Genomic DNA, 23963 nt, shown 5'->3' with positions numbered 1-23963 from the left:
TTTTGAAATTTTTATGATCCCACAAAAATGCGCGATTCGCGCATTTCCCTAAATATAGGGGAAACTAAATTATACTGTATAAAAAACAGTTAGACTGGGTGTGTAAAATGAATAACACTTATCCTGACACCCACTGTAACAAAAACGATAAAACATATTGAAATCAAAGAACTACGGAAATGGAACTGCGGAAAAGAAGTGTCGTAGCCACCACAGTTGCTGTCGGCGATGCCGATGCTTTTGCCCTACCTCTGGCATGTATGTTCGCCGATTATTTTTGAGATTTTGTAGGTCAATTTACATGGATGTAAATTGAGTCACAGAGTGCTGGGAGCACATTGTGACGACCTGCCAAATCTCGAAAATAATTGGATGAAGAACATATTTGGCGAGCGGCCCTTTTTGCTTACTTTTTGCAGCTGTAGGTAAAAAAGAAGTCGGGGCTCATGGATGAGACTTGAAAACGTCATGGATGACCTAAGCGCAGCGCATGCACTATGAGCAAAGCGATTGCCTTGCGCAGCAAAAACTACCCCACTGCATACTCTCGTTCCAACTCGCTTACCCCTAAACCACTTTTCTTTGTCACCCTTAACTGTGTTGGGATCCGCTCTTTCATGGCTTCAATATGACTTATCACCCCAATCATCTTGCCAGATGCATTGAGGTTATCTAAGGCATCTAGGGCAATATCTAAAGTTTCAGCATCTAAGGTGCCAAAGCCTTCATCTAAAAACAGTGAATCGATGCTAGTTTTGTGACTCACTAAGTCTGACAAAGCTAAGGCTAAGGCCAAGCTTACTAAAAAGCTTTCACCACCAGATAGGGTTTTGGTATCTCGCTCCACATCACCTTGCCAAGTATCTAGCACAGTTAGTGCAAGACCTTCTTCGCCTTTGCGTTTTAGCAAATATCGGCCATGAATACGGTCTAGTTGTTTATTGGCTAAATACACTAGGTTATCTAAGGTTAGGCCCTGTGCAAAGCGTCTAAATTTATCGCCATTCGCTGAACCAATAAGGCCATGTAAATAGCTCAATTGCTCGTATTCTATTTGTTGCTGCCTAATGTCATCCAGCAAAGCTTGTTGCCGCGCTGACTCGTTTTCATCTTTTTGCAGTTGGCTGCTAATAGCCCCCTTTCGTTCTACTAATGTGTCTTTTTGAGCCTGTAGCTGTGTCAGTAATTCTTGCACTTGGCTTTGTGGAGTTTGCTGCCATTCGCTAGCCTCTGGCTCGCTTTTCAATACGCTAAGTTGAGCTTTAGATTGCTCTAATAAGGTATTTGCCTTTTGAAGCTGGTTATCTAGGCTTTGTTTTTTATTGAGCAAATCAGTGCGTTGCTGCTGGGGTAATAATGCGCTTTCAAATTCTACTTGGCTCGCAAATGGACTTTTGCTAAGTAATGTATGCCATGTATCGGTAAGCTCTTTGAATAATTCCTGAAGCTCAGTTTGCTGTTGAGATTTGGCTTTTATCGTGGCTAACAAATCACCATGTTGCCGCTCAGCTTGCTTATGGGTGTCTATGGCGATGTGCTGGAATTTTTCAGCCTCGGATACTTGAATTTGAGTGGAGTCTCTAGCTATTTGTACTACCTGATCTCCAAACAATACAAAACGTTGCTTGCTTGAGTTGTCTAACTCTTCTTTAAGGCGAACTTCTTCTAACTGCATCGAAGTCAATTTTTCAGAAATCCCTCTTATCACGTCACATAGACTGTTATTTTCTGCACTTTTAGCAGCAATATTAGTGTTTATTAATTCATTTTGACGACTTTTATCTTGATAAACTTTTACATCATCAGATTTAACTTGTAGCCATTGTGCAAGATCTTGTTGTGGTGGGACTGGGTATCCTAAGTTATTAATACTGGTTATCAGGGTACTTTTAGCCTGTTCAACTAAGTCATTTAGCCTAGTTATTTCTGCCGCAGCCTGCTGCTGGCTCTGTTCAAGGGTTTGTCGGTTTTGCTCTAGTAACTTAAGCTCACTATTAAGTTTATCTACAGCTCGTTCGCTATGGTTTACCGCCTCTTTACAGCTAATTAGTTCTTTGTCGGTTTTATTAAGCTGTTGAGATAAACTAGAAGCTTGCTTTAGTTGATGGCTTAATTCTTGTTCTAAATTTTGTAATCCAACCTGGTCGCTCATATCCAAGCTGGACTGCAACAATTGAATGCTCCCTTGCCAATCACTCGTTAATTGGGTGTGTGTTTGCTGTAGTTCTTGCTGTTTAGTCTGCAGTTGCTTAATTCTAAGGTTTGATGTGTCTAACTTTTCACGCACTTCTGTACCTTGTTGCTTAAGGCTTTCTAGCAAAGACTCTGCCTGTTGCTGCCTTTGTAAAGTCTCAGGTAAATCTAACGCCATATCCGCTGATTTAGGGTGCTCGGTTGCACCACATAAAGGGCACTCTTCATTAGCTTTTAGTAGTTGCCGATACTGAGCCAACTGGTTTTCTTGGGTCAGTAAGTGTTGTAAATCTTTACATTGTTGTTCTTGTGCTTGGTATTTATGAAGCAGCTCGTTACGCTGCTGGCTTAAAGCTTCTGCCTGCTGGGTAACAGTTAGCAACTCCTCTTCGGCCTTAGTTTGCTCAGCAGTGAGCTGCAAAAAACGCCTTTGTATGTCTTGGGCTTTATGCAAACTTGGCCAAAGGTTATTAATAGTCGCTTTTTGTTTTTCAAGATCAACACCACCAGCTTTGGCCTTTAATGTTTTATATTCTGCATCTTTTGCTGCCAGCTCTTTTTGTTGCCCTTGTAAGGCCTCTAGAAGTTGCTGGCTTTGCTTGGTAAGTTGCTCATATTGACGCTGCTTTTCAGCTATTGTTTGCTCAAAAGAGTGGATTTGTTTTTGTATATCCAGGCGGGACTTTTGGTCTCGCTCAATCTGCACTAAGGTAGCCTTCCAGCCACTTAGATGTTCACCCACTGCGCCGTCTGCGCCATGGTCAGCCAAATAGTTTTGTATACTTGTTTGCTGAGCAGTTAACTCTGCTAACTCTTGGTTTACTGCCCTTTGATTTGCTTGAGCGCTTTGCTGCTGGCGTTGAAGCTCTTGGGTTTGTTGTTGCTGCTTGGTTAGCTGTTGTTGCAAACTCGTAATTTGTTGATCTAACGGGATGACCTTGTCGGTGATAAGCTTTTCTTGCTCTTGCTGAGCCAGCTTTGCTTTTTGTAACCTCTGCTCGGCTGCAACGAGTTGAGTGCTGGCTTGGCTTAATGTTTGTTGCAAGCTCACTTCAGAGTTTTGATGTTCAAGCAGCTGGGATTCAATTGTTTGGCATTGACTAGTGACCTCAACTAGGCGTTGCCAGTTTGGGCGCAACTGTTCAGCTGGCTCACTTTTTTGCAGTAGCTCTAAATCAGATTTTGCTTCAAGTATTGCCTGCTCAGCTTGTAAATAAAGAGTATTCGCGGCTTGCTGCTCTTTTTCAGCAGTTTGCAACTTATCCCACCATTTAATGTGACTTTCGTAGCTTTTAGCTTGCTTTTCAATGCTAGTTTGTTTTTTTTGTAACTCAGAAAGTTCTTCTTGCAAGCCTTGTTTTTGCAAAGGACTAAGTAGTGCAAAAGTGTTTGCGCCAGCCTGTAACTCGCTTAATTTTTGTTTAGCTTGGCTGAAGTGCTCGTGAACTTTGATTGAAATTTTGCCGTAAACTTCTGTGCCAGTTAGCTCTTCTAATAATTCAGCTCGCTGCTTTTCATCTGCATTTAAAAATGCCGCAAAGTCCCCTTGGGATAGCATCATAGACTTAGTGAAACGGCCAAAGTCTAATCCGGTTATCTTTTCTATTTCTTCACTTTTTTGACGTATCTGCGTAGCTAATACTTTACCTGTGGCCACTTCTGCTAGCTCTGCATCCGCTGGCTGCAAATTACCTTCTACCTTTCCCCGTGAGCGGCGCATACTCCAAAAAGCCCGATAAGCTATTCCCTTTACTTCAAACTCTACCTCAGCTAAACATTCAGCCGTGCCACGGGTCATGATTTCATTACTGCTGTTTGTAATTTGCCCTAGCCTAGGGGTTTGATGGTAAAGGGCTAGGCATATGGCATCTAACAGAGTGGTTTTACCTGCCCCTGTTTGCCCAGTAATGGCAAAAAGCCCATTATCAATAAAGGGTGACTGGGTAAAATCTACCTTCCACTCACCTTTTAATGAGTTTAGATTTTTAAGGCGTATGCTTAAAATTTTCATAAGTTTGTCCCTTCATGCTCTACCTCAGACAATACTTGTGCAAACCTTTGGCGTACTTGCTTCAATGTCACTTGCTCTTGGTCAGCATCTTCACTGGTATCAAAGGTTTCCATGTCGAGACGTTTTTCAAATACCTCTTCTGGGCTTAGCTCTGCTAGGGTTTCTTTGTTAACTTGATTTAGTAACTGGCGTCGCTGATTCCGATTACGGCGCAGCTGCAGTACATCTACATTTAAGCCCTCCGTCAGGGTTTGAATTCGTGCTTGTAAATCAGATAAATAATCTTGGCTGTCTACTTCAATACACAACCAGCACGGTGAGCTTGCCTCATAGTTTTTAAATCTCGTTAAAGCCTTTTCTATACTAGATAGCTCCCCCTTTAGCACCTCCATAGCTTGAAAACTAGGAACATCAACAGGGGTTAACTCTTTGCAGCTAGAGCCAGTAAACTCCACCAGCATCACTTGTTTAGGTTTGCCTAGTTCATCAAAACTAAGGGGAATAGGTGAGCCGGAGTAACGAATATGTTCTGACTTGGCAACAATTTGCGGTTTATGAATATGCCCAAGTGCAATGTAATCAGCCGGAGGAAAACCATCTGCTGCAAAACCATCTAATGTGCCTATGTAAATATCCCGTACACTTTCAGATTGAGTCACCCCTAAAGCGGTTAAGTGCCCTGTGGCTATGATAGGTATATCTATCCCGCTATCTTGCCTTTTTGACAATGCAAGGTGATACAAGCTTTGATAATGCTCCTTGATGGCCTCGCCTAAGGCTTGACGTTTTTGAAGACCTGTTTCACCCGCGCTACTTTGCAATACGTCGCGGGCACGAATAAAAGGCACTGCGCATAAAATAGCCCCTGGCGCCCCTTGCTTATCTGTTATTGTAAATACTTGTTCTGCAGTGGTAATGCCAGTGCTGGCCACCACAAAAGTATTTAAACAAGCGAGTATTTGCTTTGACTCATTTAGGGTTGAAACCGAATCATGATTCCCCCCTAGCACCACCAATACACAATTTAATTTTTGTATGTCTACAACAAACTGGTTGTACATTTCTCTGGCATAGCTTGGTGGCGTACCTGTATCAAAAATATCACCTGCAATGATTACTGCGTCTATCTGTTCTTTTGCCACCAACTGCAACAACCACCCAATAAACTTTTGATGCTCGTCTTTACGGCTTTTCGTGAAGAAGCTTTGTCCTAGGTGCCAATCGGAGGTATGCAGTATCTTCATTATGGGCCTTTTAAAATGTTAAAAATGATAGGTGAAGGGTTTAGGTCTAGCTAATCGGTAACTAAGCTATTGTATCTTAAAACCCTAAGCTTCCGCCTTACCCTTAATAAAAACTCGGTGTTTTTATTTGCGTATCAGCCAGTGTTACTTGATAGACTAAACCCCGACTTTCTTCGGTAGCCGCTATTCTAAGGTCCACGCTATGATTTATTGCTTACTCGCTATTCCCGCTTTACTAATGCTTTATTGGTTTTATCGAGATAAGCGAAAGCTTCAAAAGCTGCAACAAAGGCGCGCTGAGCTTAAAGGCCAAGTATTTCCAGCAGAGTATGTACAAATTTTAGAAAATGACTTTCCTCTATACACTCGCTTGCCCGATGAGCTACAACAAGTCTTAAAAGAACACATACTGATTTTTTTAGATGAAAAAGAAATAGTAGGCCGCGATGGCTTTGAAATAACCAATCAAGTCAGAGTACTTATTGCTGCCCAGGCTTGTATGTTGATATTAAAGCGGCCGGGTAATTACTACCCTGGGTTCCAAAGTATTTTGGTTTACCCTGATACTTATGTCGCAGAGTCTAGCAGAACCGAAGGGATGCTACATATTACCGATACCAGCACTCGAGCTGGTGAGTCGTGGCACAAAGGTCCAATCGTTTTAGCATGGAGTCACGTTATTCAAGGAGCAAGAGACAGCCGTGATGGCCGCAATGTTGTCATGCATGAGTTTGCCCATAAACTAGACGAAGAGAACGCCGCAATGGATGGGCTGCCCATGTTACCCACTGCACCACAATATAAAGCATGGTCAGAGGTATTAAATGCAGAATTTAAAGTACAGCAACAAAAATGGGCAGATGGAATTGATGATGTTATTGACAGCTATGGCGCAACCTCACCAGCAGAGTTTTTTGCAGTGGTCACAGAGACCTTCTTTGAAAAGCCTCACCCACTGGAAAACCATCACCCTAAGCTTTATGAACAATTTAAACAGTGTTACATGGTTGATCCAAAACAATGGTCTAAAAACAGAACCAACTAAAAGCTATGTAACCCTGTGGGAGCGGTTTGATAAGCACAAACACACTCCCAGCTACGATTCAAATTAAATGGTTAACCCTAATTAGAAGCAACAGTAAGTGGCTCACTGTTTTGATTTTTCATCACATCTATCACTGCTTGAATACCGTCTTGGCGAATCATTGGTGCAAACTCACTTTGCTTACTAGACAACAAGCTAATACCTTCAGCCACTAAGTCGTAGGTCTTCCATTCTTGAGTCTTACTGTTTTTACGTAGTTTAAAGTTAACATGAATATCTGGGCGCGCTTCTTCTCTGATTATCGCTTTTACTGTCATACTTTTTGCGCTGTCTTCGAACTTAACCGGCTCAAATATTAATTCTTGGCCGCCATAACTTGCCAAAGCCACCGCAAAGTTCGAAATCAGATACTGCCTAAACTCTTCAACAAACTCAGGAATTTGTGCTTTAGGTACCGTTCTAAAGTGTTTTCCTAACACTTTAAAGGCTGCAAATTTGTAATCAATATGGGGCATTAACTCTTGATCAATAATATCTCGTAAATGATCAGGGTTGGCTTTAATTTCTTGTGCTTCAGCCTCAATTCTAGTGAAAGTTGTATTGGTTACTTGCTCTAACAATAATTGCGGGTTGCTTTGCTGAGCAAAACTTGTGCTTGCTATAAATGCAGTCAGGACAAAAAGTGTCACTTGGCTCACATTCTTTATGATATTTGAAATTACAGAGTTCATGTGTGTGCTCCTTTGAGCGTAAAAATTATATAAAGTAAAGTTAATACAAACAGAGTTAACGCTAGGTTAAAGTCGCCTTGCGTATGAAATATTTAAAAAATCCAAACCCGGGTTATGATCATTTAGGCCGCCATTCGAATAATGCATATATCGCACAGCGATTGAGCTTTTAAGTTGCTCACCAAATTCCAATATCACACCTAACCTGTCTTCAAACTGATAATGTGAACCAACATTTTTACCAGCAAATCGAGTGTCTGTGATAAGTGAAACCCCTATACCAAACTCCCACTTTAAAGGGTACTTGCCGTATAAAGTGTCAAACTGCTTTGAGAACACAGGAGAAAGGGCTAGGGCATAATTTGTTTCATGTTGATTTTGATCACCAAACTCCCAGAAGTTTAAACTCACTTCCCAATACACATCTAAATCACCTAACCAATCAAACCTAGCTAAGTTTGTATAATAGGGACGATATGCTAAGCGGATCCCAGACAGATCTTGCTCTCCATGGAGATAATCAACTGCCACACCATGCTCGCTAGCATGCGCATTTAAACTTGTAAGCAAGGTGAATACAGCCAACCATATAGCCACACCAATACTTTTACTAACCCTCACCTTCTAAATCCTCATTGTTTGTCATTTTTTGATGGGAGAAGTATGAACGTCAAAAACACATAAAAATAATTATATATTTATATATGACACATTTTATTTTGTGATGTATTCTAGCCACACTATTTGTTGGAGATAAAACATGCGCCCACAAGAACTCAACCTATTGATGGTATTTGATGCCATTATGACCGAACGCTCTATTACCCGAGCTGCAAATCGCTTAGCTATGACCCAACCTGCAGTATCAAACGCAGTAAGCAGAATGCGAATTGCTTGGAAAGACGAGCTTTTTGTTAAAGACGGCCGCAATATTCAACCCACTTTGCATGCACAAAATTTGTGGAATCAAATAAGAGTTCCCTTAACGTCATTAACAGAAGCGGTTGATCCCAAGGCTTTTGACCCTGCTACAGCAAAACGTACTTTTAGGGTAGCGGTTACCGATATAGTTGTAGATATGGTGTGGGCTGAACTACGCTGCGCCATAGAAAAAGAAGCGCCGGGGGTTAATATTCATGCAGTGCCTTACACTATAGTAAACACTAATCAGATATTAGAAGATGCTGAAGTAGATATGGTTATAGGGGCATCAGGGGTAATTTCAAATACCTTTAGAGCTGAGTTTTTGTTTTCACCCATTTATGTATGCGTAATGAATCATAACCACCCACTAGCAAAAGCAAACCTTGAATTAGAAGAGTTTGCAGCGGCTGATCACCTCTTGGTTTCTTTGTCTGGTGATATCGCAGGTTACACAGACCAAGTATTGTTACAACATGGCTTAACTCGGCGCATCGCTATTACAGTAAATCACTTTTCTTCGGTGGCTAACCTTATCCAAAATAGTGACTTAATTTGTGTAGTCCCAATTTCTGCAGTTGCCAAAGAAATCATTAACGGTGACATAGCAGCCACTAAGCCCCCCATTGAATTAATGCCACAACAGGTTTCATCTATTTGGCATAAACGACAAGACAGGGATCAAGGGCTAATGTGGTTAAGAGATCACTTTCAGCGGATTATTAGAAAAAATGTCGAGCTTGAAACCAAGCAGGTAATGAGCAGTTTATGTCAGCAAAACTCAGCCATGTGTGACCAAGAGCATGCAGAAGAGATGACAGTGCCAACCTTAATAGCTAGCTAGTTTCGCCAGAGGCCATAGCCTCAATATTAATGATATTTGAGCGGTTCAAGGTGATCTTGAATCTTTGACTTTGAACCTGCTGCTTTTTATCTGTGTGCATTAACACTAGGTTAATTTGATAGCGGCGCTCAACTGCTTGCTTAGATATTTTACTGCCATCAAGTGAATATAGCCGGCCCTCACCTTTTCTTAAAAAACGAATAAAGGGCGTTAAATTAAAATTAATTCTTTGCTGCACCGCTTCATAACCCGGTAAAAAGGTTTTAGCATTAACTTTAGTATCACTTCGAAAATGTAATAGTTGTGCTGCTTGTTTGTTTTGTTGGCGGCGAGTTTGAAATAACCTATCGACTTGCGGCGGTAAGTCCTTATTACGAATATATTCAAGCCAAATGGTTTGGTAAGAGACGCGAGTTTTATTAACAGAGTGGCTATAAATAATTCGCCATTTGGGTAAGCCTTTTTGGATCCGGCGCCATATCATACGGGTTAAGTCGTCTTTGAATATTTCTCGTAAACCGTAAATCACCCCTAACATCCCAACTAGCGCAATGGTTACCTCTGTAAAGTTAGTACGGGCGTTTAACACCAACGTCATCACAAATGCCATAATAACTGCGGTAACTGAGCCTCGAACCATTCTATTTAAATTGGCATTTAAATTTCTAAAGTCTTTCTTAAACACCACTCCATATTCAATTAACCTTTGCAGTAAGCGCATTTTGTTAGTGATCCGGTTTGGATCTGACAAGGTCACTTCTGAGTTGTATTGATTATCTTTGCGGTAGTTACTTTCTCTTCGGCATAACTCTAGTAAGAAATTCTGTTCACTGGCGTAATCACTGCTTTTAGGCGCTCTAGATAACAGCTTTAAAAATGATTGCTCTACCTGCCAACTTAAGTAATTGTCAGCATTTTCAAAGTAGGCTTTAAGTTTTTGATCCGGCGGGGTGTATCTTCTGAGCTTCTTTAACAGTCCAGAAATTTGCTCTGCCAACTCAATGGCCCTTGGATAGAAGTCTTCACTTTTTTTAAGTTTCAGGGTTTGCTTAATATCTGTATTCAGCGCAATACGAATTTGATAAGAAAACAAATTTAAATTTAAGCGGTAGTCGCTTTGCTCACCCTTTTTTTGGCTGATAAAACGACTTCGGACTAAAGGCAAGTGCAATTTATCGGAATAATAAGCACTCTGGCATTGAATACTGCTATGAAAGTAATGTTCTTCTGTAAGGGTTTTAGAGCTTATTCCCATTTCTTCAGGGAGCGAAAAATACAAATCAAGTCTTTGCTTATCGCTAGGTAATAACGGATAACTAACGTTAATAGAAAGGTTTTCATCTTGTGTTAGTTTAATCTTATCCACTAAAGCTTCGTTATCCTTTTGTACAATATATAAAAACTTATAAGGTAATTATGCCTGAATTTTGCGATTTAACCCATCCTCAGTTTTCACGAATACTCTTGTAACTCACCTAACTCTTTAGAAGCTAACCAAACTTGACTACCACAGCTTTTCAAAAGCATCTGTGTTAATGGTTTATTCAATTTACTTGGTGCAAGTTGCTTGTATAAATATATAGCTAGCAATCCAAATACCACTGAACATAAGCCTTGTGATACAAGCCATGTGGCATCTCCATGCTGCACAATATCTACTCCCCCAAACAGCTTAAAACCAATAACAATATAGGCAAAGTAAAAGGGTAATATCAGCAAAGACACCTTTAAATAGTAAAGCACTGATAGACTTATTTTATTAAGTTGCGTTTGTACTTCGGTAACAGGCTTTGAGTAATCTAAAGTCAGCTGCATATAAAGATGAACAATCCCGCCAACACTTATAAAGCAAGACCAAACCAAGACTACAAGGCCTGCCAAAACCATAGATAGGTTGTCAATATTGGCGTAAATGAAATGACATAAGAAACTAATCATAAATACCCCAACCACTAAGGTAAAAATGTTCATAAACAAAAAACTACGCATTTTTTGCTCTGCCTTTAGCAGTTTTATCTGTTTCAATGCCTCAATGTTTAGCTCAATATTGTCATCATCTTGCTGCTGACTTGCAGCCCACTCTTGTTGCATTTTTTGAATATTATCCATTGCTATCTCCTTTCATATAAAGTGCATTTAAACTTTGTTTAATGCGTGAAATTTTAGTACCAACATTACTTGTTGATATATCGAGCACATCGGCTATTTCGTTATGAGACAAACCATCTAAGTGCATGATAAATAAAGCTCTATCGTATTTATTTAACAGCTTAAGTAAGCGTTGAACTTCAATTAAGACCTCGCTATTTTTACTGTCTATTGGCTCTTCTAATACTCCAGTGTTGGTTACCTCTATATAGTCCTTTCTTAATGATTGAGTCCTTAAAAAAGAAATCGCAGTATTCAAAGCCACTCGATACACCCAGGTGCTTAATTTAAGACTGGGGTCATAGCTATCGAACGAGCGCCAAAGTTGTAACCTAATGTCCTGAATTAAGTCACGCCTTTCCTCATAACAATAACTGTAGCTATTGGCTATTTTATGAAGAATTCCCTTGTGAGCTTTGAGCATACTTTCGAAATTTTGCTCTTTAATATTTGGTATCACACTTAACTACTCTTGTAGGTTGTCTTATAACTGCTGTATCGCCACAGTCGATTTAGCTTACCTAACTATGATTCGCTGCAACCTAGAAAAAATCACAAACCAAAATTAAAGTTTTTTTAAACCCTAAAAAATTCCCTAGAAATGATTTTCCAAACTGATATAAATAAAGATACTTTTTACGTCCAAATACTTACTAGGAGGCATCCCTTGAAAAAGTTGTTTTTATTATTTCCTTTATTAGTTCCACTACAAAGTTGTAGTGATGCAGACGCCACCTCACCTGTTCCAGAAATGGAGTTCCAAGTACTACACGATTTTCAATATAATGAATATGCAAACACAACAGCTAAAAGCACTATCTTGATCAACTCTCAAAGTGAGTACGAAAGTGAACTATTGAAGCGTAGCTCAGATACACCTCAAAATATTGATTTTGATAGTGAAACTGTATTGTTAGTTGATATGGGCACACAAAGCTCTGGCGGTTACAGCCTAAGCGTCACCCTAACCGAGCATAACGATCACATACTGGCGAGTATTGACTACCAGTTCCCGGGGGCGAATTGCGGTGTTACAACAGCTCTGACTAACCCAACCCAAATAATTAAGATTGAAACGACTAAATATGTACTAGTAAGCGAAGACATCAGCTACTCAGATTGTTAACGTAAAAGTCGCCACCCATATAGGTGGTGCAGCTGTGTTAACCTTTTAGCTATTAATTAGCTTGCCGTAAATACCCCCAGTTGAGCACTCTGCTTTGCATTGCGTGTGCAGGTCGCTATAATCCGCCCTTTCCATTCCACTAAGTTTCAACTCGCCTCCAAATATGCAGTTTATAATCAGATTACATCCCGAAATTATTATCAAAAGCCGTCAAGTACGTAAACGCTTTACCTTTTTACTTGAAGGTAATATTCGTCGTATTTTTAAAATGAATGATATATCTGTTGAAGTGCGAGCCTCTTGGGATAAGTTTTCACTCATAGTAAACCGTAAATCTATACATCAAGTAGATGAAGTGATTGAGCGCCTGCAGCGCGTTCCAGGCATAGACCAAATCATCCGCGTTGAACAGAGCACCTTCACCGATTTAGACGATATTTGCCAACAAGTTAAACAAGCTTGGCAAGACCAGTTAGCCAATAAAAGTTTTGTTGTCCGCGTGAAACGCAGGGGCAAACATGAATTTTCTTCTTTAGAAATTGAGCGCTACGTAGGCGGATTTCTTAATAAAAATTGTGATACTAAAGGGGTCGAGTTAAAAAAACCTGATATCACAATAGAGTTTGAAGTTAACCAGCATACTTTGATTCAGCGCCACCATAGAATTAAGTGCTTAGGGGGCATGCCTTTGCCCACACAAGAAAGCGTATTGTCATTGATGTCTGGTGGCTATGACTCAGGTGTAGCCACATATCAAATGATGCGGCGTGGTGCGCGAACTCACTTTTGCTTTTTTAACTTAGGGGGAAAAGAGCACGAAATTGGCGTCAAACAGGTAAGTTACTATTTATGGAAACGCTTTAGTGAATCTCACAGAGTTAAATTTATTTCTGTTAACTTTGAGTCTGTAGTGGCTGATATTCTCGAAAATGTCGATAACCCACAAATGGGCGTGGTCCTTAAACGCATGATGGTCAGAGCGGCCAGTCAAATAGCTGAAAAAATGGACATCAGTGCCTTGGTCACAGGAGAAAGTTTAGGACAAGTATCTAGCCAAACCTTAGTCAACTTGAATGTTATAGATAAGGCAACCGACACGCTTATTTTACGACCACTTATTTGCATGGATAAGTTAGATATTATCGACCAAGCTAAACATATTGGCACAGAAGAATTTGCTAAAGTCATGCCTGAGTACTGTGGAGTGATATCCAAAAAGCCCACCACTAAAGCAGATCTGATGCAAATAATCGAAGAAGAGAAAAAGTTAGACTCGAATATTTTGCAGCAAGCTATAGCTGAGGCAAAACTGCAAGATATCTTGTCTCTCGAAGAAGAGGCCCAGCAAAACACCCAAGTTGTCACTGAAGTTGAAACCCTTCCAAACCATGCCGTGGTATTAGATATACGCCCAACAGAAGAACAAGAAAACGCTCCCTTAGATATCCCAGGCATTACCGTAAAACACATACCATTTTTCAAATTAGCTTCGCAGTTTTCATCATTACCTCAAGAGCAAAGCTACTTTTTATATTGTGAGAGAGGCGTGATGAGTCAGTTACAAGCACTCTTGCTTCACGAGCAAGGTTACCAGCAAGTGCAAGTATATAGGCCCAAGTAAATACTATGCTAAACCGCAACACTGCCTAAGTAATGCCATATACCTTTACCTTGACATGCCAACCAACATAGTTACCATGATAACTATATTAATTAAAACAGAGAAAGATTATGCATTGTGTATTTGCAACTATTACTCCCAAAGAGCAATTTTTTGATATCGCTAAAAACGCGATTTTATCGATACTTGAGCCAACCCGCCAAGAGGCAGGCTGCGTACAATTTGATGTACATAGTAATAAAGAACAGACTCAGTTGTTTCTTTACGAGCAATGGAAAAGTGAGCAAGACTTACAACTTCATTATCAACAAAACTACACCCAGAGGGTATTTGAAGCATACGAAAAGTGGCTTGCTAAACCCGTTGATATTACGACGTTCAATTTGCTAGAGAAGTAATATGTTTTTCCTCAAAGAGCTACCTACCCATGCCATGGTAAAACGCTATAGCAATGAATTTTCACCTAACAAAAGTCATGAAATATCTAAAAAGCTGCAGGGGCTGCGGGAATATAGTTTACTAATTAGAGCATTAGATGATTACTTTAGCTCCTATGAGCTGTCGCAGTTACGTTTTCTCATTTTGATGGTAATTGACAGAGAGTTACAACGGGATTGGCTATACGCGTCCGAAATAACTGAGCGCCTTGATGTATCTAAGCCAGTATTAAGCAGAGCCATAAAAAATCTATTGACCGAGCAGCTTCTCAATAAAGAAAAAGACACTCAAGATGCTAGGGCCAGTAAGTTATCAATCACAACACAAGGCAAGGCCCTATTAACTGAGATACTGCCAGGCTATTTCAAAATTTTAACCGATGCGAAAATAACAAGGTAACAGCTATGAAACACCGACTAGTATCTTCATGTTTGATGTCGAGTTTATTATGCATACTCATGACGCTATGGGTAACCTATTTAAACCTTGGCTTTTCAGAACATTTCATCACACTGTGGCTAAAAGCATTTTGTTATGCTTGGCCTGTGGCTTGGCTTATTTCGTTTACTTGCAGCCCTTTAGTGCTAAAGCTTACCCATAAAATATGTACATCAAGCGACAAGCCTAACTAAAGTTAGCCCTTCCCTTTGGTACCTTTAAAAGCATAACTTAAATAAGCAATGCATATGAATAGTTTGAATGGAGAAGCAAAACAGGAAAAGCTACCAATTCCGTATAAAAATCGATACTTTGCAAGTGAATAATGGATGTTATAAGCAAAGTAAATACTGTTTAATTAAAGATAATAAATTTACCATCGATACAATACTATACTCGTTGCCCCGCTTACGAATTTTCATACATAAGGATATATAGATGCTTAGCTTTAGAAACATGCTCTACTTAGGATTTTCATTTGTACTAGTTTTACTACTTGTCATAAGTGTTAGTTCATTTTATACGCTAAATAATGCATCTCAGGGTTTTACTGAATACCGCAACTTAGCCAGATCAACCAATATTGCAGGTAGAGTACAAGCAAATATGTTGATGATGCGCCTAAGTGTGAAGAGCTTTATTCAAACATCCAAAAATGAAGATAAAGACGCCTTCCTGATGTATTGGGAAATTACCCAAAAGATGATGGAAGACGCGAAGGGATCGGTGAAAACCTCTTCTGGGTTGGCCCAATTAGATTTAGTAGAACAAAATCTAGAACAGTATTATCAGGGCTTTTTAGAGGTAGTTAAGTTAAAGCAACAACGTAATGAACTCGTCAAAAATATTTTAAATATTGAGGGTCCCCAAATAGAAAAGGACTTCACTAAAATACTACTTTCTGCCAAACAAGATGGTGATATGGAGGCATCTTATAGTGCTTCATTGGCTACTCGCTCTTTACTATTAGCTCGTTTGTATGTGGTGAAATACCTAGATGCAAATGAAGACTCTTCGGTTACGCGGGTCAATCAAGAACTAACCACACTGCAAACCCAATTAAATAAGCTTGACCAGTTACTACAAAATCCAGAAAGAAGAGCATTATTAGGCGAAATTAATAGCCTGCTAGGCACTTACTCCACTGCTTTTAATGACGTTGTTAGCGCTATATCTAAACGAAATATTATTATTGCCGATACGCTAGATCGCATTGGCCCTGTGGTAGCAAAATCAATAGAAACCTTAAAGCTAGATATTAAAGGCGAACAAGATACGTTAGGTCCAAAATTACAAAACGCAAATGACCGCGCTGTCCTTATCATTATTGTAGTGTCTGTAATTTCCTTAATTGCAGGGCTTTTTATCGCTCTTTTCATTACCAAAAAGACCTTAACCAAACTAGGCGGCGATCCTACAGACGTCACGAATATTGTGAAAAGAGTATCCCTTGGTGAGCTAGATATAGATCTTCACAATACAGACATGCCCGCCGATAGTTTATATGCAGCTGTTGTTAATATGGTTGAGGCGTTAAAACGCAAAGTAACATTAACTGAGAAGATATCATCTGGCGATTTATCCGTAGAAGTGCAGCTTAGCTCTGAAAAAGACGCCTTAGGTCTAGCACTACAAAACATGTTAAAAAGCCTAAATGTCTTAATATTAGAAGTTCAAGATTCTAGTGAAAACATTTCTGTTGGTAGTGAGCAAATAGCGGCCACTAGCTTGTCTATCGCAGAAGGTGCAAATCAACAAAAAATCAGCCTAGAAGCCATTACCGCTTCTCTTGTAGAACTATCAGCTCAAACCAATGACAATGCTAAAGGCGCAACAGAGGCCAACAAAATTGCAGATAAAGCACAAGACGCTATTATCGAAGGCCAAAAGCACATGAGTGAAATGATAAAGGCTATGGGTGAAATTCAAGAAGCGGGCAAGAGTATTTCCAGCTTTATCGATACCATAGATGAGATTGCAGCCCAGACTAATTTACTGGCCCTAAATGCCGCAATAGAAGCAGCTAGAGCCGGTGAACAAGGCCGAGGTTTTGCTGTGGTGGCAGATGAGGTTAGGAGCCTAGCTTCAAGAAGCACAGAAGCTGCTGTTGAAACATCAAAACTAATTCAACTATCAGAAACCCGAACTGGTAATGGAGTAACAATAGCCGAAAATACCGCAGAATCACTCAAAACCGTGCTAGAGGGCATGAATAGCACCACAGAGTTGGTGGCACAAATTGCTAAGGCGAGCCAAGAGCAAGCCATAGGGGTTGAAGAAGCCACCCGCGGTATTTCAAATATTGATGAAGTTGTACAAATGAATGCAGCCGCTTCAGAAGAAGGCGCCGCTGCAGCAGAGCAGTTAAAAGGGCAATCTAACTCAATGCGCACTATTATTTCTCGTTTTACCTTAAGACGAGCCTAATACCCTAAAAGCCTTAATACATTTACGCACAAACACTTAAACCCAAGTGCTTAAAATGCCATTTACTTAAAATGGCATTTTTGCTTTGTCTTAAAACTTTCTTCTACATACCGTCAGGCAGTAAAAACCTATTTAAACGGGGGTTTAGCTTCAGGAGGCAGGTTTTTCTGTGGTAGCTTGTATAAATTAAGCTAGTGAGGTTTTTTAGCTTTAAAAAAGTACTTAATAAATTGTAATGTTCCATAGTAATAGTCTTGTTCGCTAAAGCTAAACAAGACTATTACTGCCACTACTATTGGTTTGCTAAACGGCTCCCTAATATCAGGGTCTAGCTAGCAGCTTACCGCCGTTTTTCTTGAAACTGTTGTGTAAGTGCGTCAAGTTTAATCGCTAGCGCATTCAATCCATTTGACTCTTCTTCTATTTGCGCAATTTTCAGCATATTTTCTTCTGACTCCTTGCTAATTTGCTGCATGTCGCGATTAATCAAACTAATACTGTTGGATTGTTCATCGGTGGCAGCAGCAACAGAGCGATTAGCCTCGGCTATATCAGTAAAATGTATAGTATTCGCTTCTAACACTTTATTGGCGTTACCAATAGACTCAGCTGTGATATTAGACTGCTCTATAATTGACGCTATCTCTTTGGTGGCAACAGACGAAGTACGTTTCAACTCTTGCATTATACCCTGTACTTCATGGGTAGAATCAGCCGTATGCTTAGCCAAAGTACGAACCTCATCGGCGACAACAGCAAAACCACGCCCTTGCTCTCCTGCCCTAGCAGCTTCTATAGCAGCATTAAGGGCCAGTAAATTAGTTTGGTCCGAAATTGCTTGAATAGTTTCTAGCACTCTAGCAATGGTTTCTGTGTTATTACTTAAAGATCGAATAACTTCTGCAACATCGTTTATCTTTGCCACTAAGCCATTTATATCTTCATGAGTACTGGTTATCACCTCAGATATCTGTGCCCCTTCTTTATTTATTTCTATTGCAACTTCAGAAGCTGACTCGGCGCTTTTGGCCACATCCGTTACCCCATTACTCACTTGGTTTAAGGTATTAGAAATACTATGGGTGAGCTGGTCACTTAGCTGCGCGCCTTGCGCGGTTAACCTGGCTTTATCCTGCAATGATAAAGCAACCTGTTTTAACGCTAAGCTATATTCTTTCACTTCAAAAAAAGTGGTTTCTAAGCGAGATACAAATTGATTGTAGCCTTTAGCCACATCCGCTACTTCTTTTTGCCCATCAACGGACAAACGATAGGAAAGATCAGCTTTACCATTCCCTAATTTTGTAAAAACACCTGATAGCTCGCTAATGGGTTTAGTAATACTGCTCGCTACAAACCAAGCCGCTAAACAGGCCAAAAATGTAATTAAAAGAGACCAAAACACCATGTCAAAGGTGGCACTATCTAATAAGGCAAACATCTCTTCATAAGGAACTTGAGCAACAACAAACCACCCCATACTAGGAATAAAACTAGATGCAACTATTGTATCTACACCGTCTTTATTGACTATGCTCACATTAAAAACATTTTGCTCTAGTAGTTCACCGCTACTCTGCGCACCATATAAACGGCTCAAATCTGTATTGTTAATTAAGCTTGTATCAGGGTGCAGTTGCACTTGCCCTTGGTCATTCACCAAATAAACCAAACCAGTTTGTTCAATTTTAAAACTAGACAAAAGCTCAACTACATCTCTAAAAGACTTAGCAGTACCTGATAACCCACGGCCGTTTACCTGCTGAAAATTAACAAACAAATCTGTTTTACCGGTATTTGGATCGCGGTAGATACTCACCATGTTTGCCTGATTGCTAGCGGTATAATTAAAAAACCAACCATCCGCCTCATCATTTTGTAAAGTTCTAAGAAAGCCTTCTTGATTCCAATAACGATGGGTTTGTTTGTCAGCAAAAGATGCTGCACTTAAGTCATGTTGCTGCACTGTATTTTGTAGCATTTGGATTAGTGCTTTTTCTCCCTCATCACTTTGCCCTTGGGCATTCCAGTTTAAAATAAAAGGGTCGCTAGCAATCTGGGTCGCAATAATTTGCATGCCCTTAATCTTGTTATCAATCTGATTTGCAATACGTTCTATTATGTTAGGCAGCTCAGTGGTTAAAACCCGCTTTTCGACAGTAGAGCGAGCCGTCATCATGCCTACCCCACCAACCAGAACAGAGGTTAGCAACACAAAAATTGTTAATATAATGATAATTTTTTGTTTTATAGACAATTGATTCATAAAGAATTTTTTGAAATACCTGTATTTTAGCTGCGCTAAATATATATCGGAAAGATTACTATAAGATTAAATTTAATTGAGTCAAATAAAGATAGTTATACCTTTATAACAAAGGACAAAAATGTGATTTAAAACTCATTTTCACAATATTTTGGGCATACAAGCTAGGTAAGGAGGCGTAAAGGGGTAGTAGTCTAGATAAAAAGGATCGCAGTCAAATTAAATATCATTATTTAACTGAGAAGAAATTGGTTAACAAGAGTAAAAACAAAAAAGGCTTATCTTGCGATAAGCCTTTTTCTAAACATGGCGGAGAGAGAGGGATTCGAACCCTCGTTAGGTTTAACCCTAAACACACTTTCCAGGCGTGCGCCTTCAGCCACTCAGCCACCTCTCCGTAAAACGTTTAAAGAAAGCGGTTTAACCCACCTCTTCGTAAAACTTTTTAAATTGTAAACCTATTTAAGAGTTACTGAACCTAACTCTGCGCAAGGTGTGCGCTTACCTAGAAACAAGCTAATACTAAATGCCATTCCTATAAAAGTGGCGCGTATGTTAGGGAAAACCGCATAAGTACGCAAGTGTTAACTGATGTTAAACCGTTGATACGGTTATTAATCACTCAAAATATCGCTGAACACTATATTTACAGCCATCGCCCGCACCTAATTACAGCTTAAACCGGTAATTCAATTTTACCGTCCACCACCATAATACAGTCCATACCTGCGTTTTTTGCAGCCATTCGACCAATTTCGGTATCTTCAAAAACAACACAGTCACTCGGCTCTAAGCCCATATTGGTCGCCACAGTAATAAAGGTTTCTCCATGGGGTTTACCATGGGTGACGTCAGTTGAGGTAACCACTGTATCTAATCGCTCTAATAATCCAGAGTCTGTTAACAAGGCCATAGCGTTACTACGATCTGCCCCCGTGCCTACACCCATTTTTAGCTTACCTTGATAGCGCTCCATAACAGCAAAAGTGTCGTCTATTACTACAGGTTTGTCTTTAAGCTGATTAAACATCTCACGCTTAAACATTGCTACTTCATCAGGATTGTTATCTTTATCGTGCTTTTCATTTAGTAATTTTACGATTTCATCAGTAGGTACGCCGCCCAAACCATGCAAGTAGTCTTTATCAAATGGGTAGCCGTATTTTTCGCAGGTTTTGCGCCAAGCTATACTGTGAGTTCCCATAGAGTCAATTATGGTTCCGTCCATATCAAAAACAATTCCCTTGTAACGACTTAAGTCAGGCATGTTGCACTCCAAAATAGAAAAAAATAAATTAGGTATTTAATGTTTATCATTAATTGTTTGCGTAGTTTACATCTTGATTAAAACGAAAAAAGCCAGCAGTGCTGGCTTTTTATGAATTATTTATGACAAACAATCATCAAGCGTTGCCAGTGACTTTCATTTTTAATTCAGCTGAAAAATCTAACATTCTGTTAAGTGGAATTAGTGCTTTGTGGCGTAAAGCTTCATCAACAAATATCTCATGACCACTTACTTCTGTTAAAGATTGGTGGATAGCTTGTAAACCATTCATCGCCATCCAAGGGCAATGGGCACAGCTTTTACAAGTTGCGCCATTACCGCCAGTTGGCGCTTCAAGTAAAATTTTATCAGGAGCGGCATGCTGCATTTTATAAAAAATCCCGCGATCGGTAGCCACTATGAATTTTTTATGGGGCAAGCTTTTGGCTGCATTAATAAGCTGAGTAGTAGAACCTACTGCATCAGCCATTTCTACCACACTGGCAGGAGATTCTGGGTGTACCAGTACTGCAGCGTCTGGATGCAAGTTTTGCATATCTCTTAGGGCTTTTGCTGAAAACTCGTCATGAACAATACACTCACCTTGCCATAACAACATATCTGCACCGGTTTCTTTCGCTATGTATGCACCTAAATGTCTATCTGGCCCCCAGATGATTTTTTCACCTAAGCTATCTAAGTGCTCCACTATCTCAAGGGCAATACTTGAAGTCACCACCCAATCGGCACGGGCTTTCACTGCTGCAGATGTATTGGCATATACCACTACTGTATGGTCAGGGTGAGCGTCACAGAAGGCAGAAAACTGCTCTACTGGGCAACCTAAATCTAAAGAGCAGGTTGCATCAAGTGTGGGCATAAGTACTGTTTTTTCTGGGCTAAGAATTTTAGCGGTTTCACCCATAAATCGCACGCCTGCAACAATTAATGTGTCGGCATCACAATCACGACCAAATCGCGCCATTTCAAGTGAATCTGAAATGCAGCCACCGGTTTCTTCGGCTAGGGCTTGGATTTCTGGATCAGTGTAATAATGGGCAACAAGTACCGCATTTTTTTGCTTCAAAAGAGTTTTTATTTCCTGCACATAATGCTGTTGCTGAGCAACATTGAGAGGCATAGGTTTAGCTGGAAATGGATAGTCGATTGGTTCGACCGCAAATACCTGAGACATAATTGTAAATGATTGCTTTTGGAGAAACTAAATTGTCCAAGTATTATACCCATCTGTCATGAAAATGACATATACCAAGGCGATCCAATTAATTACCAGCTAGATATAACTGATATTCTTTGCGCCAATACTGACTATCATTTTGATTATTAGCATCTTCATACAACTGGGCAAAATTTAAATGTGCCGACGGATGCTTAGGCAAGTTTATTAACAGCTCCTTCCAGGCTGTTAAGTAATGGGCAGGGATATATGCTAAATCATGGTATTCCATAAACGTTAGCTTATTAGATGCTTTAAACGCCTGCGCCGGGTGATTGTCACAGGTTCGCGCTAAATTTTGCGCATTAGCATTGGCTTTTTCGGTAGCTTGTTTAAAGGTTAAATTAGGCGCATCTACGCCGCTACATACCCGTTTAGCCAAAGCCGCACTTAAAGGGTACTCATCAATAAATCCCGAAAAATGCGCCAACTCATGTACAAATACATCATAGGTATCTTGTCTATCTAAAAACATAACGCCATTGTGAACATTGGCTTTACCTTGTTCGGCAAAAATTACCAAATGGGTAAAATCAATACTTTTAAGCTGCTTGGCGAAAGCCAGTAAATCGCATCCTAATCGCCCTCGATTTAACCAGTTTCGCTGGCATAACACAGTAGCAGGATCAAAAAATGTAACTTGGTTCACGCAAATAGGCAGCTTATTTAATCGCTTATCATGGCTAAATCGCTGTTTAAAAGCCTTAGCTTGGGGCAATGATTGCAGCTCACCTGTAACAAATAATATTTTTTGCTTACAACTGGGAGGATACTTTGTTTGCTGCGTCCAAGTAACACTTTGCCCCTTTGCTAAGTAGTCATCTATGTAAGTTTGATACAAGTCAACTAAAGGCTGATCGGCTGGGTTAATGGTTTTAAGGATAAGGTTAGCAGCGAGATATTCTTGCTTGTCCCATAAATCCATAGCGCTAGCCAAAGTGGCTTGGCTTGAAACTTTTGATACATAAAGGGGCTCTTCAACTAATGCTTTTTCGACACTTGGAAGGCTAAAACACAGATAATAAAGTGGGAGCAGCGCCACAAAACAAGCTAGGCTCCCTTTTAGATAACCCACAGAGAGTTACTGGGTTTGCGTAGCTGTAGACTCAGCATCGTTGGCGCTGTCACGTAGTAAGCTTAACTCTAAACGTGCATATCTATGCTCAACGTATTCAAATACATTGGTACTCAAAGCTAATTTGAAATAGTTAGAAGCGATACCTTTGTGGCCTCGGGCAGCATGATACTTTCCTAAATAGAAATAAGCTTCACATAGCCTATCGGTTAATTGTTGCTGGTTTTCTACACCACCAATTAACAAGCTAAGCAGTTGATTTTCTGTTATTTTCCCGAGGTACAAATCAACAATTTGCGTGGCCCAGTTTTGTTCACTAAGATTTTTTCTTAGCTCGGCCAATGTAACCAATGCCTGAGCACTGTCTATTTTACTTGCTGCTAAGTAACTCCAGATGGCTCTGTAAGGATCACTGGCATCTTTACTATAAAACTTTCCAAAATCTTCAACGGCAAGGTCTGGACGTCCGCCATAGTAAAGGGCTATACCTCGATTTAAGAAGGCAAACTCCATTTCAGGATTAATATCTATTGAGGCATCAAAGGCCTCATAAGCTTGGATAAAATCCATTTGCTGAGTGTAATGCACACCAATAGAATTATAGGCTTCGGCTAAGTCGGGCTTTAGTCGTAATGCTTGGTTAAAATCATATAAGGCCAAACCAGACAGGCCCACACTGTCATAGAGCACACCTCTTTGATGTAACAACTGCGCCCTTTGTTCGTTTTCAATTTCGTTATTTCCTAAAATATGACTATAACGGGCAATAGCCAACTGCGACCTTTGATTCATAGGTGCAGGTTCGGCTAACAATAAATTCCCCATTTGCCCAGAGCCGTCAACACTAGAAGAGGATGTATTGGCGCAGCTAACACATAGAAAACTAACAATAGATAAAACGAGTAATCGTGTATACATAGTGATTAGGAGA

At 40.0% G+C, this 23963-nt stretch carries 20 protein-coding genes and 1 tRNA gene; 8 read left to right on the top strand and 13 right to left on the bottom strand.

What is annotated here, in order from left to right:
* Nucleotides 1–529: 529 nt before the first annotated feature.
* The gene (locus ACMUMK_RS03050; RefSeq protein WP_414699648.1) at nucleotides 530–4204 is read right to left on the bottom strand and encodes an AAA family ATPase; all 3675 of its coding nucleotides are present in this window, start codon (nucleotides 4202–4204) and stop codon (nucleotides 530–532) included.
* On the bottom strand, nucleotides 4201–5448 hold the full coding sequence (gene sbcD, locus ACMUMK_RS03045) for an exonuclease subunit SbcD (protein WP_414699647.1): 1248 nt from the start codon (nucleotides 5446–5448) through the stop codon (nucleotides 4201–4203). The genes ACMUMK_RS03050 and sbcD overlap by 4 nt, the downstream gene beginning before the upstream one ends.
* Before the next feature lie 202 nt (nucleotides 5449–5650).
* On the opposite strand from sbcD, the gene ACMUMK_RS03040 reads away from it, so the two are divergent.
* A complete protein-coding gene (locus ACMUMK_RS03040; RefSeq protein WP_414699646.1) occupies nucleotides 5651–6493 on the top strand; it encodes a zinc-dependent peptidase in 843 nt (280 codons plus the stop codon).
* 77 nt (nucleotides 6494–6570) lie between these two features.
* Here ACMUMK_RS03040 and ACMUMK_RS03035 read toward each other — a convergent pair whose 3' ends face one another.
* Both ACMUMK_RS03035 and ACMUMK_RS03030 read right to left on the bottom strand, forming a co-directional pair.
* Complete coding sequence (locus tag ACMUMK_RS03035; protein ID WP_414699645.1) at nucleotides 6571–7224, bottom strand: phospholipid-binding protein MlaC; 654 nt, start codon at nucleotides 7222–7224, stop codon at nucleotides 6571–6573.
* 66 nt (nucleotides 7225–7290) lie between these two features.
* Nucleotides 7291–7827: an acyloxyacyl hydrolase gene (locus tag ACMUMK_RS03030; RefSeq protein WP_414700318.1), complete on the bottom strand. Its 537-nt coding sequence runs from the start codon at nucleotides 7825–7827 to the stop codon at nucleotides 7291–7293.
* 157 nt (nucleotides 7828–7984) lie between these two features.
* On the opposite strand from ACMUMK_RS03030, the gene ACMUMK_RS03025 reads away from it, so the two are divergent.
* Nucleotides 7985–8989 carry a LysR family transcriptional regulator gene (locus ACMUMK_RS03025; protein WP_414699644.1) on the top strand — a complete coding sequence of 335 codons (1005 nt, stop codon included), beginning with the start codon at nucleotides 7985–7987 and terminating at the stop codon, nucleotides 8987–8989.
* Here the strand turns inward: ACMUMK_RS03025 and ACMUMK_RS03020 are convergent.
* The 3 genes from ACMUMK_RS03020 to ACMUMK_RS03010 form a co-directional block, all read right to left on the bottom strand.
* Nucleotides 8982–10355: a hypothetical protein gene (locus tag ACMUMK_RS03020; RefSeq protein ID WP_414699643.1), complete on the bottom strand. Its 1374-nt coding sequence runs from the start codon at nucleotides 10353–10355 to the stop codon at nucleotides 8982–8984. The two genes, ACMUMK_RS03025 and ACMUMK_RS03020, sit on opposite strands and share 8 nt — an antisense overlap.
* A gap of 86 nt (nucleotides 10356–10441) precedes the next feature.
* Entirely contained in the window at nucleotides 10442–11098 is a 657-nt protein-coding gene (locus tag ACMUMK_RS03015; protein ID WP_414699642.1) for a hypothetical protein, read from the bottom strand.
* The gene (locus ACMUMK_RS03010) at nucleotides 11091–11597 is read right to left on the bottom strand and encodes an RNA polymerase sigma factor (protein ID WP_414699641.1); all 507 of its coding nucleotides are present in this window, start codon (nucleotides 11595–11597) and stop codon (nucleotides 11091–11093) included. The genes ACMUMK_RS03015 and ACMUMK_RS03010 overlap by 8 nt, the downstream gene beginning before the upstream one ends.
* Before the next feature lie 207 nt (nucleotides 11598–11804).
* On the opposite strand from ACMUMK_RS03010, the gene ACMUMK_RS03005 reads away from it, so the two are divergent.
* The 6 genes from ACMUMK_RS03005 to ACMUMK_RS02980 all read left to right on the top strand — a co-directional run bounded on the left by ACMUMK_RS03005 (nucleotide 11805) and on the right by ACMUMK_RS02980 (nucleotide 17187).
* Complete coding sequence (locus ACMUMK_RS03005) at nucleotides 11805–12263, top strand: protease complex subunit PrcB family protein (RefSeq protein ID WP_414699640.1); 459 nt, start codon at nucleotides 11805–11807, stop codon at nucleotides 12261–12263.
* A gap of 163 nt (nucleotides 12264–12426) precedes the next feature.
* Complete coding sequence (thiI, locus tag ACMUMK_RS03000; protein ID WP_414699639.1) at nucleotides 12427–13884, top strand: tRNA uracil 4-sulfurtransferase ThiI; 1458 nt, start codon at nucleotides 12427–12429, stop codon at nucleotides 13882–13884.
* A 110-nt stretch (nucleotides 13885–13994) separates the two neighbouring features.
* Nucleotides 13995–14282, top strand: coding sequence for a putative quinol monooxygenase (locus tag ACMUMK_RS02995; RefSeq protein ID WP_414699638.1), 288 nt, complete (start codon nucleotides 13995–13997; stop codon nucleotides 14280–14282).
* A gap of 1 nt (nucleotide 14283) precedes the next feature.
* Nucleotides 14284–14721: a MarR family winged helix-turn-helix transcriptional regulator gene (locus ACMUMK_RS02990; RefSeq protein WP_414699637.1), complete on the top strand. Its 438-nt coding sequence runs from the start codon at nucleotides 14284–14286 to the stop codon at nucleotides 14719–14721.
* Between the two features lie 5 nt (nucleotides 14722–14726).
* Nucleotides 14727–14954, top strand: a complete 228-nt coding sequence (locus ACMUMK_RS02985) for a DUF2798 domain-containing protein (RefSeq protein ID WP_414699636.1) — start codon at nucleotides 14727–14729, stop codon at nucleotides 14952–14954.
* Between the two features lie 244 nt (nucleotides 14955–15198).
* Nucleotides 15199–17187, top strand: coding sequence for a methyl-accepting chemotaxis protein (locus ACMUMK_RS02980; protein ID WP_414699635.1), 1989 nt, complete (start codon nucleotides 15199–15201; stop codon nucleotides 17185–17187).
* 340 nt (nucleotides 17188–17527) lie between these two features.
* Here ACMUMK_RS02980 and ACMUMK_RS02975 read toward each other — a convergent pair whose 3' ends face one another.
* From ACMUMK_RS02975 to nlpI, 6 genes are all read right to left on the bottom strand, one after another.
* Nucleotides 17528–19453, bottom strand: coding sequence for a methyl-accepting chemotaxis protein (locus tag ACMUMK_RS02975; RefSeq protein ID WP_414699634.1), 1926 nt, complete (start codon nucleotides 19451–19453; stop codon nucleotides 17528–17530).
* A gap of 307 nt (nucleotides 19454–19760) precedes the next feature.
* Nucleotides 19761–19850 (bottom strand) — tRNA-Ser (locus ACMUMK_RS02970).
* 279 nt (nucleotides 19851–20129) lie between these two features.
* A complete protein-coding gene (locus tag ACMUMK_RS02965; protein ID WP_414699633.1) occupies nucleotides 20130–20720 on the bottom strand; it encodes an HAD family hydrolase in 591 nt (196 codons plus the stop codon).
* A 136-nt stretch (nucleotides 20721–20856) separates the two neighbouring features.
* Nucleotides 20857–21915, bottom strand: a complete 1059-nt coding sequence (gene nadA, locus ACMUMK_RS02960) for a quinolinate synthase NadA (protein ID WP_414699632.1) — start codon at nucleotides 21913–21915, stop codon at nucleotides 20857–20859.
* A gap of 88 nt (nucleotides 21916–22003) precedes the next feature.
* Nucleotides 22004–22999 carry a hypothetical protein gene (locus ACMUMK_RS02955; protein WP_414699631.1) on the bottom strand — a complete coding sequence of 332 codons (996 nt, stop codon included), beginning with the start codon at nucleotides 22997–22999 and terminating at the stop codon, nucleotides 22004–22006.
* A gap of 39 nt (nucleotides 23000–23038) precedes the next feature.
* On the bottom strand, nucleotides 23039–23950 hold the full coding sequence (nlpI, locus tag ACMUMK_RS02950) for a lipoprotein NlpI (RefSeq protein WP_414699630.1): 912 nt from the start codon (nucleotides 23948–23950) through the stop codon (nucleotides 23039–23041).
* Nucleotides 23951–23963: the final 13 nt, after the last annotated feature.

Origin of the sequence: Paraglaciecola sp. 2405UD69-4 (genome assembly GCF_047525415.1) — a bacterium.
GTDB lineage: Bacteria > Pseudomonadota > Gammaproteobacteria > Enterobacterales > Alteromonadaceae > Paraglaciecola.
Note: the sequence above shows the minus strand (reverse complement) of the source record. Positions and strands in the feature narration are given on the sequence as shown.